Source organism: Agromyces sp. LHK192 (genome assembly GCF_004006235.1).
Classification (GTDB): domain Bacteria; phylum Actinomycetota; class Actinomycetes; order Actinomycetales; family Microbacteriaceae; genus Agromyces.
Window position 1 is genome coordinate 866,686 of record NZ_CP034753.1, and the last position, 14,923, is coordinate 881,608.

13 protein-coding genes are annotated in these 14,923 nt (G+C 71.5%); 5 read left to right on the forward strand and 8 right to left on the reverse strand.

Annotated elements, in window-relative coordinates:
* The first annotated feature begins 58 nt into the window (after positions 1–58).
* The 3 genes from ELQ40_RS03795 (at position 59) to ELQ40_RS03805 (ending at position 1,990) form a co-directional block, all read left to right on the forward strand.
* Positions 59–586, forward strand: coding sequence for a bifunctional nuclease family protein (locus tag ELQ40_RS03795; RefSeq protein WP_127792485.1), 528 nt, complete (start codon positions 59–61; stop codon positions 584–586).
* A 58-nt stretch (positions 587–644) separates the two neighbouring features.
* A complete protein-coding gene (locus ELQ40_RS03800) occupies positions 645–1,442 on the forward strand; it encodes an alpha/beta fold hydrolase (RefSeq protein WP_127792486.1) in 798 nt (265 codons plus the stop codon).
* Between the two features lie 80 nt (positions 1,443–1,522).
* Positions 1,523–1,990, forward strand: coding sequence for a MarR family winged helix-turn-helix transcriptional regulator (locus ELQ40_RS03805; RefSeq protein ID WP_240665927.1), 468 nt, complete (start codon positions 1,523–1,525; stop codon positions 1,988–1,990).
* A 2-nt stretch (positions 1,991–1,992) separates the two neighbouring features.
* Here ELQ40_RS03805 and ELQ40_RS03810 read toward each other — a convergent pair whose 3' ends face one another.
* From ELQ40_RS03810 to ELQ40_RS03835, 6 genes are all read right to left on the reverse strand, one after another.
* Entirely contained in the window at positions 1,993–2,337 is a 345-nt protein-coding gene (locus tag ELQ40_RS03810; protein WP_127795114.1) for a CHY zinc finger protein, read from the reverse strand.
* A gap of 56 nt (positions 2,338–2,393) precedes the next feature.
* Positions 2,394–3,698 (reverse strand): diaminobutyrate--2-oxoglutarate transaminase, encoded by a 1,305-nt coding sequence (gene ectB, locus ELQ40_RS03815; RefSeq protein ID WP_127792488.1) that lies wholly within the window; start codon positions 3,696–3,698, stop codon positions 2,394–2,396.
* A gap of 42 nt (positions 3,699–3,740) precedes the next feature.
* Positions 3,741–4,193 carry a Fe-S cluster assembly sulfur transfer protein SufU gene (sufU, locus tag ELQ40_RS03820; RefSeq protein WP_127792489.1) on the reverse strand — a complete coding sequence of 151 codons (453 nt, stop codon included), beginning with the start codon at positions 4,191–4,193 and terminating at the stop codon, positions 3,741–3,743.
* Positions 4,190–5,539 (reverse strand): SufS family cysteine desulfurase, encoded by a 1,350-nt coding sequence (locus ELQ40_RS03825; RefSeq protein ID WP_240665928.1) that lies wholly within the window; start codon positions 5,537–5,539, stop codon positions 4,190–4,192. Before ELQ40_RS03825 ends, sufU begins: the two co-directional genes overlap by 4 nt.
* 111 nt (positions 5,540–5,650) lie before the next feature.
* Positions 5,651–7,051: an FAD-binding oxidoreductase gene (locus tag ELQ40_RS03830; RefSeq protein WP_127792490.1), complete on the reverse strand. Its 1,401-nt coding sequence runs from the start codon at positions 7,049–7,051 to the stop codon at positions 5,651–5,653.
* Between the two features lie 76 nt (positions 7,052–7,127).
* On the reverse strand, positions 7,128–7,712 hold the full coding sequence (locus ELQ40_RS03835; protein WP_127792491.1) for a GNAT family N-acetyltransferase: 585 nt from the start codon (positions 7,710–7,712) through the stop codon (positions 7,128–7,130).
* A gap of 123 nt (positions 7,713–7,835) precedes the next feature.
* On the opposite strand from ELQ40_RS03835, the gene ELQ40_RS03840 reads away from it, so the two are divergent.
* Positions 7,836–8,477: a PLD nuclease N-terminal domain-containing protein gene (locus ELQ40_RS03840; protein WP_127792492.1), complete on the forward strand. Its 642-nt coding sequence runs from the start codon at positions 7,836–7,838 to the stop codon at positions 8,475–8,477.
* Positions 8,478–8,518: 41 nt separating this feature from the next.
* Here ELQ40_RS03840 and ELQ40_RS03845 read toward each other — a convergent pair whose 3' ends face one another.
* On the reverse strand, positions 8,519–9,322 hold the full coding sequence (locus ELQ40_RS03845; RefSeq protein WP_127792493.1) for an alpha/beta fold hydrolase: 804 nt from the start codon (positions 9,320–9,322) through the stop codon (positions 8,519–8,521).
* 82 nt (positions 9,323–9,404) lie between these two features.
* On the opposite strand from ELQ40_RS03845, the gene ELQ40_RS03850 reads away from it, so the two are divergent.
* Positions 9,405–10,121, forward strand: a complete 717-nt coding sequence (locus ELQ40_RS03850; protein WP_127792494.1) for a TetR/AcrR family transcriptional regulator — start codon at positions 9,405–9,407, stop codon at positions 10,119–10,121.
* Between the two features lie 61 nt (positions 10,122–10,182).
* On the opposite strand, the gene ELQ40_RS03855 is transcribed toward ELQ40_RS03850, so the two are convergent.
* A complete protein-coding gene (locus ELQ40_RS03855) occupies positions 10,183–14,622 on the reverse strand; it encodes an alpha-amylase family glycosyl hydrolase (protein WP_127792495.1) in 4,440 nt (1,479 codons plus the stop codon).
* Positions 14,623–14,923: the final 301 nt, after the last annotated feature.

Here is a 14,923-nt window from a genome sequence, read left to right on the forward strand (position 1 = left end):
GTCACCCTACCGGCGCGACGTACGATGGCAGGAGGCCCGCATCAGACGGGGGAGTGGAATGGTCCAGGTCCGAGTGCTCGGCGTCGCGCTCGACGCGGCGAAGCAGCACGTCGTGCTGCTGAAGCCCCTGCTCGAGGCCGGCGGCGAGGGCCGCATCCTGCCGATCTGGATCGGAGCCCAGGAGGCGACGTCCATCCTCGTCGCGCTGCAGGGCGAGCAGGCGCCGAGGCCGCTGTCGCACGACCTGCTGACCACGCTGTTCGAGGCCGTCGACTCGCGCATCGCGCAGGTCGTGATCACGCGCATCGACGACGGGACGTTCTACGCCGAGCTCACGATCGCGACGCCGACGGGCACGCAGGTGATCGATGCGCGGCCGTCGGATGCCGTCGCCCTCGCGCTGCGGGCCGACGCGCCGATCCATGTCGCCGACGAGGTGCTCGAGACCGCGGGCATCGAGGCGGAGCTGCTCGAGGAGCACGACGAACCCGACGATCCCGACGAGGTGCGCGCCGCCGAGGAGGCGAAGCTGCGCGAGTTCAAGCGCTTCATCGACGACGTCGACCCCGAGGACTTCCAGGGCTGAGCCGACGCCGGCGCGGGCCCGCGCCGCGCGGAGGTGCGGGCGCGGCAGAATGGGCGGTATGGTCGCGATCTCCTCCCTCACCGAGATGCCCTCGCCGCAGTTCGTGATGTCGGCCGAAGGCCGCCGCATCGCGACCTACACCTGGGGCGACGAGGATGCGCCGACCGTGCTGTGCGTGCACGGCTTCGCCTCGAGCGCCCGCGACAACTGGGTGAACACGGGCTGGGTGCGCGACCTCACCCGCGCCGGGTACCGCGTGCTCGCCGTCGACCAGCTCGGCCACGGCGACAGCGACAAGCCGCACGAGGCGGTCGAGTACTCGATGGACGCGCTCGTCGACGACCTCGTCATCGTGCTCGACACGTACCTGATCGACCAGGTGCGGTACGTCGGCTACTCGCTCGGAGCCCGCGTGGGCTGGCAGGTCGCCGTGCAGGCACCGCACCGGGTCTCGCGGGCGGTGCTCGGCGGCATCCCCGACGGGCGGCCGCTGGCACGGTTGCAGCTGGATCAGGTGCGAGCGCTCGTGGCCGACGGCACCCCCGTCGAGGACCGGGTCACCCAGAACTACCTGACGCTCGCCGAACGGGTCGGGGGCAACGACCTGCTGTCGCTCGTCGCGCTCGCCGAGGGGATGGCGCTGGGCGACGCCGATCCCGATCCGTCGAAGCCGCCGACCCAGCCGGTGCTCTTCGTCACCGGCAGCGAGGACGCCATCCTGGAGCGGTCGAAGGCGCTGGCGGATGCCACGCCGACGGGCCGATTCGTCGAGCTCGCGGGCCGGCACCACTTCAACGCCCCCGGCTCCCGGCACTTCCGGCAGGCGGCACTGGAGTTCCTCGCGGAGGGCGCCTGATGCCGGGCGGCGCATCGCGTCGACGCGACGGTTCGGGCGGCGATCTGCCCACCCGCGCATCGCGTCGACACGACGACGAGGTGGACCTGCTGATCGACGCGTGGTCGAGGCGCCTGCCCGATGTCGACCTCACCCCGCTCGACGTGATGTCACGGCTGCGCCGCGCGGCGAACCGGCTGTCGCGGCTGCGCGCGGACGCGTTCGAGAGCGCCGGTCTCGCGTCGTGGGAGTTCGACGTGCTCGCCGCGCTCCGCCGGGAGGAGCCGCCGCACGAGCTCAGCCCGGCCCAGCTGATCTCGGCGACGATGATCGGCAGCGCGGCGATGACGAACCGCCTCGACAACCTCGTGAAGCGCGGGCTCGTCGAGCGGCACCCGAACCCGCGCGACGGCCGCAGCGTGCTCGTGCGCATCACCCCGGAGGGCACGACCCGGGTCGATGACGCGATGCGCAGCCTCGCCGAACGCGAGGCCGTCGAGTTGCGGGGCCTCAGCCGCGAGGAGCAGGCGACCCTCGCCGAGCTCCTTCGCCGGCTCACGAGCGGCTGAGCTCAGACCTCGAAGTACCGGTCCGCGTGCAGTGCGCAGCCCGGGTTGAACGGCGCGCCGCAGCGGGTGCAGGCATCCGTCGCGAGGTACTCGTCGATCGTCAGTTCGCAGCCGCACACGCCGCAGAGGATCGCGCGCTCGCCGCGGCGGGCGCGCGGCCACTGCCGGGCCTCGTGCCCGGCCGTCTCGGCGTGGCAGGCGTGGCACGGGTAGTACTCGCCGCAGCACGCGAACCGGATCGCGACGACGTCGAGCGGCGTCCGGTAGTGGATGCAGCGGGTCTGGTCGTCGACCGTCGGCCCGAGCACCCGCGGTCGCGGGGCCGAGCGCGGCGCGGCATCCGACATGGGCGCGGTATCCGACTTGGGCGCTGCATCCGACATGGGCGGTCCGGCGTTCGCGATCAGCCCGCGGTCGCCGCGTCCGTCAGCGGGGCGTCGGCGAGCACGTCGTCGAGGCTCTCGCGCACGATCGCGAGGCCGCGGCGCAGCTCGTCTTCGGTGATGGTGAGCGCCGGCAGGAACTTCAGCACCTCGTCGAACGCGCCGGAGGTCTCGATCACGAGCCCGCGCTGGAACGCCGCCTTCGAGACGCGGCCGGCGAGCGTGCGGTCGCCGTCGCAGACGAGCCCCTGGAACAGGCCGCGTCCGCGCACGGTGAGCCCGAGTTCGGGATGCGCGGCGGCGATCTGCTCGAGCTCGGCGACGAGGAGCGCCGACTTCGCGGCGACGCCGTCCATGAACGCGCCGTCGGACCAGTAGGTCTCGAGCGCGATGCGCGCCGACACGAAGGCCAGGTTGTTGCCGCGGAAGGTGCCGGTGTGCTGGCCGGGCTTCCACACGTCGACGCCGGGACGCAGGAGCACGAGCGACATCGGCAGACCCGAGCCCGAGATCGACTTCGACACCGTGACGAGGTCGGGCACGATGCCCGACTCCTCGAACGCGAAGAACGCGCCGGTGCGGCCGATGCCCGCCTGGATCTCGTCGAGGATCAGCAGGATGCCCCGCTCCTCGGTGATCCGGCGCAGCCGCTGCAGCCACGCGGGGCTCGCGACGTTGATGCCGCCCTCGCCCTGCACCGCCTCGACGATGACGGCGGCGGGCAGGTCGAGCCCGGAGCCCGAGTCGTCGAGCATCTTCTCGAACAGGTCGAGCGTGTCGACGTCGGGGCCGAGGTAGCCGTCGTACGGCAGGCGCGCGACGTCGTCGAGGCCGACCCCGGCCGCGCCGCGGTAGTGGCTGTTGCCCGTCGCGGCGAGCGAGCCGAGGCTGAGACCGTGGAACGCGTTCGTGAAGGCGACCACCGTGGAACGCCCGGTGGCCCGGCGCGCGACCTTCAGGGCCGCCTCGACCGCGTTGGCGCCGGTCGGGCCCGTGAACTGGAGCTTGTGGTCGAGCCCGCGGGGCTCGAGCACGAGCCGCTCGAACGCCTCGATGAACGCGCGCTTCGCGCTCGTCGCCATGTCGAGGCCGTGGATGATGCCGCCGTGCTCGAGGTACTCGATGAGCGCCTTCGTGAACGCCGGGTTGTTGTGGCCGTAGTTCAGCACGCCCGCGCCGGCGAAGAAGTCGAGGTACTCGCGGCCGTCGGCGTCGACGAGCGTCGAACCGCTCGCGCGGTCGAACACGGTCGGGAACGCGCGGACGTAGCCGCGCACCTCGGACTCGCGGCGGTCGAAGACGTCGAGGGACGTGGCATCGCTCATGGCGGGGCTCCTCCTGGAGGGGGTTCGGGCGGTGGTTCGAGCCTAGGCGTCGCGCGAGGTCGCTGCGGCCACGTCGGCCTCGAGCGCGACCCACGCGAGCATCGCGCACTTGACGCGCATGACGTACTTCGAGACGCCGTGGAATGCGATCGCGTCGCCCAGCAGTTCCTCGTCGGGGTCGCCCTCGCCCTTCGAGCGCATCATCTCGCGGAAGGCGTCGATCATGCGCCGCACGTCGGCGAGGTCGGCGCCGACGGCGAGGTCGGTCAGCGCGGAGGCCGACGCCATCGAGATCGAGCAGCCGTCGCCGGTCCAGCCGATGGCCTCGATCTTCTCGCCGGAGGCGTCGAGTCGGAGGCCGAGCGTGATCTCGTCACCGCAGGTCGGGTTGAGTTCGTGGTGGCTGGCGTGCGCGTCGACCAGTTCGCCCTCGCCGTTGCGGCGGCGCGAGTGGTCGAGGATCAGCTCCTGGTAGAGGCCCGAGAGGTCGCTCACGCACGGCCTCCCGTCGCGCGGACGGCGGCGGTCGCGGCAGCGGCGCCGTCGGCGCCGAAGAACGCGCGCACCTCGCCGAGCGCGGTGGCGAACCGCCGCACCTCGTCCTCGGTCGTGTACACGTAGGCGCTCGCCCGGGTCGTCGCCCGCAGCCCGAGCCGGCGGTGCAGCGGCTGCGCGCAGTGGTGCCCGACGCGCACCGCGATGCCCTGCGAGTCGAGGTACTGTCCGACGTCGTGCGCGTGCACGCCCGGCACGTCGACGCTCGCGAGCGCCGCGCGCTCGACACCGGGACCGCTGCCGACCAATCGGATGCCGGGGACCCGGGCCACCTCGTCCACGAGCAGCTCGGCGAGGGCGGTCTCGTGCGCGTGCACGCGGTCCATGCCGATGCCGTCGAGGAAACGGATCGCAGCCGCGAGCCCGACGGCCTGCGACACGGGCTGCGTGCCCGCTTCGAACCGGTGCGGCGAGGGCAGGAACTCTGCCGACTCCATCGTCACGACCGTGATCGTCGAGCCGCCGGTGCGGGCGGGCGGCAGCGCGTCGAGCAGGTGCTCGCGCCCGTACAGCACGCCGATGCCGTTGGGCCCGAGCATCTTGTGCCCCGAGAACGCGGCGAAGTCCACTCCGAGTGCGCCGAAGTCGACCGGGCGGTGCGGCACCGACTGGCACGCGTCGAGCACGACGAGCGCGCCGTGCGCGTGCGCGAGTTCGACCACGTCCTCGACGGGCGCCAGGAACCCGGTCACGTTCGAGACGTGCGCGAACGCGACGACCTTCGTGCGCGGTCCGATGACGGATGCCGCCGCGTCGGCGCTCCACGTGCCGTCGTCGTCGACCGGGATCCAGCGCAGCGTCGCGCCCGTGCGGGCCGCGAGCCGCTGCCACGGGATGAGGTTCGCGTGGTGCTCGGCCTCGGTCACGACGATCTCGTCGCCCGCGCCGAGGACGAACGGCTTCGCTTCGCCGCCGCCGAGTCCGGCCGAGGCATCCGCCATGCCCAGCGCGACGATGTTGATCGCGTCGGTCGCGTTCTCGGCCCAGACGATCTCGCGGTCCTCGGCTCCGACGAACCGGGCGACCGTCGCGCGGGCGTCCTCGAACAGGCTCGTGGCGTCGCCGACGAGGGTCGACGCGCCGCGGTGCACGGCCGCGTTGTGGTGCTCGAGGTAGTCGCGTTCGGCATCGAGCACCGCGAGGGGGCGCTGCGCGGTCGCGCCCGAGTCGAGGTAGGCGAGCGGGCGGCCGTGCAGCTCCTGGTCGAGGTACGGGAACTGGGCGCGCAGCGCCTCGGGCAGGAGTGCGCCGAGCGCGCCGGGCGCGGCGGTCTGGTCGAGGGTCACGGTACCTCCGGGTCGTCCCGCGCGGCGGCGCGGGGATGTGCACCCTCCAGTCTGACGCAGATCCGATGGGTGATGCCCGGGAACGGGATGTTCGTCCGGCCTGCGCCGTGGTCAGCCGAGCGGGCGGTTGCCGCGGATGAGCCCGCCGGGGTCCACGCGTCGCTTCACCGAGGCGAGGCGGTCGAGGCGCTCGGCGTCGTACGCGTCGGCGAGTGTCGATCCCGCCCCGAGGAACGTGGGGACGGCCGAGCCGATGCCGTGGCGTGCGACGAGGTCGCGCAGCGGCGCCAGCGCGGCGACGGGGTCGATCCCGGGAGCGGCGAGCACGACGCCGGAGTTCAGCAGGCCCGAGTACTGCGGCGCGCCGACGATCGCGAACTCGGCGCCGAGCTCGTCGGCGATCGCGCCGCCCATCGCCCGCACGCTGACGCGCATCAACCCGTGAGGTGCCCCGGCCCGGAAGGCCGCGACCAGGTCGGGGACGAACCCGTCGTCGAAGACGTCGAGTGCGCCGCCGAAGTCCACGATCGGCATCGGGTCGATCGGTTCGGCCGCGACCGCGGCCAGCGCACCGATCGTGAACGGCGTGAGCGTGTCGGCGAACGGCGCCGCGCGGTCGGTCAGCCGTCGCACGAGGGCGCGGCCGGCGGCCTCGTCGCCGACGTGGACGACGGCGACGGTCGCCACCATCCGGCCGCGAAGCGGCTCCGGCACCATCGGGGCGTCGGGGAACGCCATCATGCCGAAATCGAGGCCGAGCTCCGGCTCGTCGCGCGAGAGCGCCACCGCCTCGGCGAGCACGGCCTCGGCGTGCTCGGCGTCGAACATCAGACTGCCGCCGAAGAGCTGCTCGGCGGGGTAGAGGGCGAGTTCGATCGCGGTGACGACGCCGAGGTGCCCGCCGGCGCCGCGCAGCGCCCAGATCAGGTCGGCGTCGGTCGTGTCGGTCACGATGCGGAGCTCGCCGGCGGCGTCGACCAGGTCGACCGACAGGATGGATCGAGCGGTCAGGCCGTAGCGGCGGCTGAACATCGACTGGCCGCCGCCGAGGGCGAGCGCGACGGCGTTCACCTCCGGGTTCGAACCGGCCAGGGCGACGAGGCCGGTTCCGTCGAGCTCGGCCAGCACCACGCCCCAGTTCAGGCCCGCGCCGATGCGGACCCGCCGCGCCCCGACGTCGACCGAGAGATCATCGAAGGCGGTCGGGCGGATCAGCACGACACCCTCGAGGTCGCCGTCGGCGCCGTGTCCGTTCGGCTGCGTCGTCACCCCTGCACCGGCGTCGCGGGCGATGCGGAGCGTCGCCGCGAGGTCATCGGTGTCGGCCGGTTCCACGATGGCCGCGGGGCGCTGGCCGATCGCGAGGTTCCACGGGCGGCGTGCCGCGTCATACTCGGGATCGCCGGGAAGGATCACCCGACCGCCGACCTGCGTGCGGAGCGCCGTCAGTGCCTCGGCGTCGAAGCGGGGGGAAGGTTGCGACGCGGCCGGGCCGGACAGGGGTGTGGACATGAGTCATCCTCTCGTCGGTGACGGGTCGAAGATAGCGGTGCAGTGCCGGGGTGTCGAGGGCTGCGCGGCACGCGACTCAGCCCGCCGGTCGAGCGAGGTCGAGCCGCATCACGACGCGGGGGAAGCCGTTGAGCACCGAGTCGGTGCCGGCCGCCATGGTGAACCCCGCCCGCTCGAACAGCTTCCGGGTGCCCACGTACGCCATCGTCAGGTCGACCCGCTCGCCGCTGTTGTCGACCGGGTAGCCCTCGATCGCCGGCGCACCGTGGTCTCGCGCGAAGTCGACGGCGCCCGCGAGCAGCCGGTGCGAGAGGCCCTCGCCGCGATGGCCCGGCCTCACCCGGATGCACCAGACCGACCAGACGTCGACGTCGTCGACGTGCGGGATCTTGCGGTTCCTGGCGAACGACGTGTCTGCGCGCGGGTGCACGGCGGCCCAGCCGACGACGTCGCCGCCGTCGTAGGCGAGCACGCCGGGCGGGATCTTGTGCCGCACCAGCTGTCGCACCCGCTCGCCCCGCTCGGGGCCCTTCAGGGCGAGGTTCTCCTTCGACGGGATGCGATAGCTGAGGCACCAGCACACGTTCGCGTCGGGGCGCTTCGGCCCGACCATCGTCTTCACGTCGGCGAAGCTCGTCGCCGGGCGCACCTCGATCGGCATGCCGTCAGTCTCGCGGCGGCCACCGACATCCGGCAGGCGCCGCGCCCACCGGATGCCTCGCGTGCGATCCACAGGCGGGGGCGGGACCCATCCGCCGGCCCCGCCGCTCGATAGTCTGGAACGATGCCGATGCTGACCCTCGTCCTCGCCGTGATGGCGATCGGGCTCATCGACATCGTCACGCGCGAAGACCATCAGGTGAAGCGGTATCCGCGGAGCACCTGGATGCTCGTCGTCGCAGTGGTCCCCATGCTCGGGCCGGGGCTCTGGTTCCTCTTCGGTCGCGACTACGCGCCGGTCGGGCCGCATGAGCACGCGCGATCGCGCACCACGGACTCCGCGACGAACCGGGCACACGTGACGGCGCCGGAGTCGCCGACGGAGCGCTCGGCGGACCCGGAGCACGTCGTCGCGTCCGAGCCGGCCGCGGAGCCCGAACCCGCCGCGGAGCCCGAGCCCGCCGCCGCGGAGCCGGAGCCCGCAGCCGCTGAGCCCGAGCCGGCGTCGGAGCACCAGTCGGCGCGGCCGACGGCCTGGATCCGCATTCCCCTCGCCCCCCGCGCCAGAGGTCGGCGGCGCCACCGGGCGGCACCGAAGCCCAAGCCGGTGCGTCCGAAGATCGAGTACATCCCCTCGACGCGCTCGACCGAGGAGCAGGTCAGGGAACTCGAGCGCGAGATCGCGGAATGGGAGCGCGAGCGCGCGTCGGCCGCAACGGCAGCGCCCCATGCCGACGAGGTCGACGGCGCCGGCTCGCGCACCTGATCCTCGTGCGGGCCGGTGCCATCCGGCCGGTCGACCGCCCCTCACCGAGCAGCGCGCGCCGCCGCTTCCGAGACGAACGCGGTGAGCTCGGCGGCCATCGTCGCCGGGTCCCACGAGTGGTCGGCGCCCGCGATCTGCTTCCAGGTCGCGCCGGGGACGGCGGCGGCGATCGCCTCCGCCGCGGCGAACAGCTCGGGGAACGTCTCGGTGCCGAGCAGTACCTCGAGAGGCACGCGCACATCGCGCAACAGGTCGGCGAGCGGTGCGGACTCCACCCACGCGAGCGACTGGCCGTCGGCGCGGTAGCTCACGACCTGCGAGCGGAACAGCGGGTAGTCGGGCGACTGGCGCATGCCGGCGAGCCACTCCGGTGGCATGTCTTTCATGTAGTGCTCGAGCGCGCCCTCGAGGTCGCCGGCGTCCATGCGTCGCTCGACCTCCGCCGCCCACTCGCGCGCGCCGCCGTCGACGGCTCCGAACGGCGGCTCCCACAGGACGAGGCCAGTGACCGGGACGCCCCGCACCGCCGCCGCGAGCGCGATCGAGCACCCTGACGAGTGCCCGCACAGCACGGCGCTGCCGCCTGCCGTCTCGATCACGGCCGCGAGGCTCTCGAGGTCGCGGTCGAGGTCGATGCGACCGGATGCCTCGCTCTCGCCGCGGCCGAGGCGGTCGTAGACGATCGTCTGCACCCCGGATTCGGCCATCAGCTCGGCGGTCTCGGTGGTCCACGGATCGATGGCCCGGTAGGGGCCGGCGCCGGCGACGAAGACCAGCGCCGGACCCGTTCCGCGCCGGTCGAAGGCGACCCGGTCGCCGGCGGGGGTGGTGACGAACTCGCTCATGATGCACTCACAATCAAACTAGACCGTATAGTTCCGTTTGAACGAGACTAGACTGACCAGTACTCAACGTCAAGGGAGCTGCATGCCGACCCCGCCCGCCGAAGCCGAGCCGACCGCCGAGACGTCCACGACCGTCGAGACCTCCGCCACCGCCAGGCCGCCGGAGCCCGCGGGCCGCACCGCGCGCAAGCACCGCGCGATCCTCGTCGCGGCCGAGGAGATGTTCCTCGCGGGCGGGTACCTCGGCACCAACATGGACGAGCTCGCCGCCCGCTCGCAGGTCTCGAAGCAGACCGTCTACAAGCACTTCGGCAGCAAGGAGGCGCTCTTCGTCGAGCTCGTCACGTCGATGACGGATGCCGCCGGCGATGCCGTGCACCACGACGTGCTCGACACGTCGGACGTCGACGACGTGCGTGCCTACCTCGAGTCGTACGCGGAGCGGCAGCTCGAGATCGTGATGACGCCGAAGCTGCTGCAGCTGCGCCGGCTGGTCATCGGCGAGGTCGGGAGATTCCCCGAGCTCGCCTCGGCGCTGTACGAACGCGGCCCGGCACGGGCGATCCTCGCGCTGGCCGATGCGTTCGAACGGCTGCGCGAGGCCGGGCTGCTCGCGTTCGACGAGGCATCCGTCGCGGCCGGGCAGTTCAACTGGCTCGTCATGGGCGACCCGATCAACCGGGCCATGCTGCTCGGCGACGGGGGCATCCCGTCGCCCGCGGAGCGCTCCGCGCACGTCGCGCACGCCGTCGGCGTGTTCCTCGCCGCGTACGGTGCGCGGCCGGCGCCGCCGAGGTGAGACGGCGATGGGGCCGGGCGATCCGCCCGGCCCCATCGGCCGCGTCACGGGGTGATTCGGCTCACTTCAGGAAGTCGCTCCCCGAGCCGACCTTGCCGGGGGCCGGGTTGCCGGGCAGCGCCAGTACGTAGGCGCGCAGGTTGCCCTGCCCGCCGGCCGAGGCGGTCAGCGTGCCGTTCGCGACGACCTTCACGTCACCGGTCACCGCGTCGGTGTAGGTGCCGTTCGGGATGCCGCTGAAGGTCGCACTGTTCGACACGGTCACCAGCACGAAGCTGTCGACGCCCGTCGCGGCATCCGTGTACCGCCGCTTGAACGCCATGTCCCCCTGGACGCCCGTCGTGGAGTACTGCCCCTTCTGGAGCGCGGGCACCGCGCGGCGGATGCGATTGAGCGTCTGCACGTGCTCCGCGAGCGGCGAGGCGAGCGTCTGCGCGACCGCACCCGACGCCGACGAGACGACGCCGAAGTCGCTCGCGACCACGGAACCGTCGAGGTGGTCGCCGAAGTAGGCGCGACCGGTCGTGGCGAGCGGGCAGGTCGGCCCGCAGTCGATCGGCTTGCCCGCCTGGAACTCGATCTCCGAGCCGTAGTAGAGCGTCGGGATGCCCCGGAACGTCCACATCAGGCTCATGTTCTCGGCCCACGCCGACGTGCCGCCGTCGTACCGCACGGTCGACTTGTTCGGCCCGTAGTCGTGCGAGTCGACGTACACCGGGTTGAACGTGGCGTCGTTGTACGAGTCGTCGGAGTCCTTGCCGTTGTGGAATGCGCTCGACGCGTTGCCGAAGTTCATGTGCATGCGCATGTCGATCACGTTCATTCCCGAGAACTTCGAGTGGTCGGGTGCGTGGTACGTGTTGCCGCCCGAGCCGGTGAGGAACGCGTTGTCGGACGTCGGCTGGTTGCCGCTGCCCTGCAGGTTCTCGTACTGGAACTGCTCGGCCGCGGCGACCACGTCGTCCAGCGAGTACTCGCGCCGCTCCTTCCACGTGTAGAACTGCGCCGAGTGGTTCACCGAGCCGCGGTTCCACTTGTCGTGCACGAAGGACGCGACCTCGCCGAAGACGTAGAAGTCCTCGCCCTTCTCGCCGTGCACCTCGGTCGCGTGCTCCCGGATCGCCGGCAGGAAGTGCCGGTTCCACATGACGCGGGGGATGTGCACGGCCGTGTCGATGCGGAACCCGTCCACGCCCATGTCGATGTACGAGTTGTAGGCGTCGATCAGGTACTCCTGCACGGCGGCGCTCTCGGTGTTGAAGTCGGCCAGGTCGTCGTGCAGCCAGCAGTCCTGCGCGTCCTTGCCCTCCCAGTTGCCGATCCAGCACTGGTGGTAGGACTCCTTCGGGAACATGCCGGACGTCGGCGACGGCCACTGGCAGTTGCGGATGGTGAAGCCCTCGGGGCTCTTGTACTGCGTCGCCGTGCCGAAGTTCGCGCACGTGTTGCCCGCCGGAGGCGTCGCCGACCACAGGTCGCCGTTGTAGGGGCGACCCTTCGCGAGCGCGTTCTGCGCGGCGGTGAGCGACGGATCGGCGCCGTCGTGCTCGAGCATCGGGTCGTATTCGCGCCCGGGCTGCTGCTGCGAGTACATCCAGTCCCACTGGCCGTCGCGCGCCCCCCACACGGTCGGCACGAAGAGTCCCTTGGCGCCCCAGCGCGACGAGTGGTTGTAGACGACGTCCTGGTAGATCTTGATGCCGCGTGCGTGCGCCTCGTCGATCAACTCCTGGTACGACGCACCTTCGGACTCCAGCCTCGGATCGACCCGGAAGAAGTCCCAGCCGTGGTACCCGTGGAAGTCGTAGTCCGACCGGTTCAGCACCACCGGCGTGATCCAGATCGCCGAGAACCCGAGGCCCTTGATGTAGTCGAGCTTGTCGATGACCCCGGCGAAGTCGCCGCGGAACATCGGGTCCGCATTCGCGGCGTTGCCCGACTTCACGTGCTGGGAGCCGCCGCGGTTGTTGCTCGCATCCCCGTCGTTCCACCGCGCGGTCATGATGAAGTAGATCGAGTCCTCACGGGGGTCTCCTCCGAGCGGCTCGCCCGTGGCGACGGGAGTCGTGGCGCTCGTCGTGCGGGCGGGCACCGCCGCCGACCACGCCGAGGGCTGCCCGTCGGTGTCGATCGCGCGCACCCGGTACGAGTACGCGGTGCCGGCGATCAGCCCGGCGTCGGCGCGGGTCGTGGCACCGGTCACGGTGAAGACCGCCGTGCCGGTCGGCCCGCCACTGCGTTCGAGCTCGTACGAGGCGATGCCCTCGTCATCGGTCGACGCCTGCCAGGCCACCGTGATCTGCGACGTCGAGTCGGGCGTGGCGGTGAGACCGGCGGGCGTCGTCGGCGTCGTGACCGGCGGCTCGGGCTCCACCGGCTCGTCCGGACACGGCGAGCCTGCGGTGAGCGTGCCGTTCGAGAGCTGCCAGGCGCCCTCGGCGATGGTGTAGTTCCTGCCCGCGTTGTTGTCCCACGTGCCGGAGCCGTTGTTGAACACCGTGGTGATGCCAGACGCGCTGCCGATGTCGATGGTCTTGGTCACCCAACCGGTGCACGCCGCCGTCATCGGGACGCCAGGGACGGTCGTCCAGCTGCCGGTGCCGATCTGGTAGTGGATGTTCGTGGTCGACCAGCCTGCCGCCGGCTTGTAGGTGATGCGCACGGCGTCCACGACCGGGGACGGCGTGGGCGTGGGGGTCGGCGTGGGAGTGGGGGTCGGCGTGGGCGTGGTGGTGCAGGGATCGGTCGTGCCGATGGCCCCGCCCTTGACGGTGACGACCGCGCCCGCGAGCGCGTAGTCCCTGCCGCCGTTGTTGTCCCAGGTGCCCGAGCCGTTGTTGAAGGCCGCGGTGATCGCGGTGCCGGCGCCGAGGTCGACCGTCTTGGAGACCCAGCCGGTGCAGGCGGCGGTCATGGCGACGCCGGGTACGGCGGTCCAGGCGCCGGTGCCGACGCGGTAGTGCAGGTTCGCGGTGCCCCAGCCGCGGTCGGCGATCGAGTAGTACACCTTCATCGACGAGCCAGGCGTCGGGGTCGGCGTCGGCGTCGGCGTCGGCGTGGGGGTCGTCGTCGAGCCGGACTTCGCGCCCGCGTGGATCGCGAGGGCCTGGTTGCCGCCGATGTTCGCGGTGAAGCGGCCGTCGGCGCCGACGGTCACCGTGCCGGCGGAGCATCCGCTCGCCGTCGGCAGACCGGTCACGACGTTGCAGTACGTGCCGGCGGGCAGCGACGTCTGGAAGGTCCGGTCGACCGAGCCGCCGCCGCGGTTGATGACCACGTACCCCTTGTCGCCGCGGCCGAAGGCGATCGCGTTCGAGCCGTTGGTCCAGGTGTTCACGACGGCGGTGCCGGACGTCGCGTTGCGGAACCCGACCATGTTCTCGATCGAGGTCTGCGCGTGCTTGCAGGTCCAGCCGTTCTGGCCGCAGACGGGGTCGATCACCTCGCCGTTGCCGGCGAGGGCAGGCCCGGCGTCCTTGTTCGAGAACTGGTAGCCCGAGTGGATCGAGGGGGATCCGTAGTTCCACGCGAGCGTGAAGACCTGGGCCAGGTCGTAGGCCGACCCGTCCTTGTAGCTCAGCGTCTCGCCGTTGCGCTCGGTGTCGTGGTTGTCGACGAAGACGGCGGCGTTCTGCTGCGGGAGGAAGCCCGACCACGCCGGACCGATGCCGGTCGGGGAGACGAGCCAGTTGATCGTGCCGCCGCCGAAGGCCTCCTTGAGCTTGCGTGCGAACGCGAACTCGTGGATGTCGCCGTACGAGGTGTACTCCTCGGGCTGGATGGGCTCGTTGGCGCGGATGACCTCCTGCACGAGGTACAGCCGCGCGCGGTCGTTCACCTTCGAGAGGATGCCCTGCATGTCGGATGCCGCGATGTGCTTGACGGCGTCGATGCGGAACCCGTCGACGCCGAGCGCGACGAGGTCGTTCAGGTAGTCCGCGATGCGCTGCTGGACGTGGTTCGACGAGGTGTTCAGGTCGGAGAGGTTGACGAGGTTGCACTCCTGCACCTCCCACCGGTTCTGGTAGTTCGCGATGTCGCGGCGGCAGGAGTGGAAGTCCTGGGACTGGTAGATGCCGGGGTAGTCGTAGTGCTGGAACGTGGAGCCGGCCCATCCGGTGCCGCCCGCGCTCTTGCCCGACATGTGGTTGATGACGGCGTCGGCGATCACCTTGACGCCGGCGTCGTGGCAGGTGTCGACCATGGACTCGAACTCGGCGCGGGTGCCGAGACGCGATTCGATCCGATAGCTCACGGGCTGGTAGTACGTCCACCATTCGGGGCCCTGCACGTGCTCCTGCGGCGGCGAGGTCTGCACGTACCCGTATCCGGCCGGGCCGAGGTTGTCGGTGCACTCGCGGGCGATCGCGTTCCAGGTCCAGGAGAACATCACCGCGGTGGTGTCCTTGGGGCCGGATGCCGCGGCGTTCGCCTGGCTGGTCGTGGCGAACGACGCGCCGAGGGCGATGAGGCTGGCGAGGAGTGCCCAGACCGCGAGCATCGCGGGTGCTTGCAAGCGTTTGCGTTGTCCCGGCGCGTGGGTGTCCGGGTGAGGGAATGTCGACGGCATTGGAGACTTCCAGACTTCAGGGTGGCCTCGAGACATCGACGTCCCTTGACCACTCGGTGATCATGCGACGGTGCATGCGGACGCGACGCCGCGTCCGGGGCTCACGGTATGGCGTGACAACCGCCCCCGACAATCGCTAGCTTGGTGTCAGTCCTACCCTCGGATTGCAAGCGCTTCCATGCTCAGGTGAGCAGCCTGCGCTGTGGATTCCCAGGGTCGACGGGCGGTTCGA

Bases quoted from the DNA above. Each gene is read 5' to 3' on its own strand.
- ELQ40_RS03810 (WP_127795114.1), bottom strand. From the start codon at position 2,337: ATGTCGGATGCCGCGCCGCGCTCGGCCCCGCGACCGCGGGTGCTCGGG.
- ELQ40_RS03800 (WP_127792486.1), top strand. From the start codon at position 645: ATGGTCGCGATCTCCTCCCTCACCGAGATGCCCTCGCCGCAGTTCGTG.
- ELQ40_RS03850 (WP_127792494.1), top strand. From the start codon at position 9,405: ATGCCGACCCCGCCCGCCGAAGCCGAGCCGACCGCCGAGACGTCCACG.
- ELQ40_RS03845 (WP_127792493.1), bottom strand. From the start codon at position 9,322: ATGAGCGAGTTCGTCACCACCCCCGCCGGCGACCGGGTCGCCTTCGAC.
- ELQ40_RS03835 (WP_127792491.1), bottom strand. From the start codon at position 7,712: ATGCCGATCGAGGTGCGCCCGGCGACGAGCTTCGCCGACGTGAAGACG.
- ELQ40_RS03855 (WP_127792495.1), bottom strand. From the start codon at position 14,622: ATGCTCGCGGTCTGGGCACTCCTCGCCAGCCTCATCGCCCTCGGCGCG.
- ELQ40_RS03830 (WP_127792490.1), bottom strand. From the start codon at position 7,051: ATGTCCACACCCCTGTCCGGCCCGGCCGCGTCGCAACCTTCCCCCCGC.
- ELQ40_RS03840 (WP_127792492.1), top strand. From the start codon at position 7,836: ATGCCGATGCTGACCCTCGTCCTCGCCGTGATGGCGATCGGGCTCATC.
- ectB (WP_127792488.1), bottom strand. From the start codon at position 3,698: ATGAGCGATGCCACGTCCCTCGACGTCTTCGACCGCCGCGAGTCCGAG.
- ELQ40_RS03795 (WP_127792485.1), top strand. From the start codon at position 59: ATGGTCCAGGTCCGAGTGCTCGGCGTCGCGCTCGACGCGGCGAAGCAG.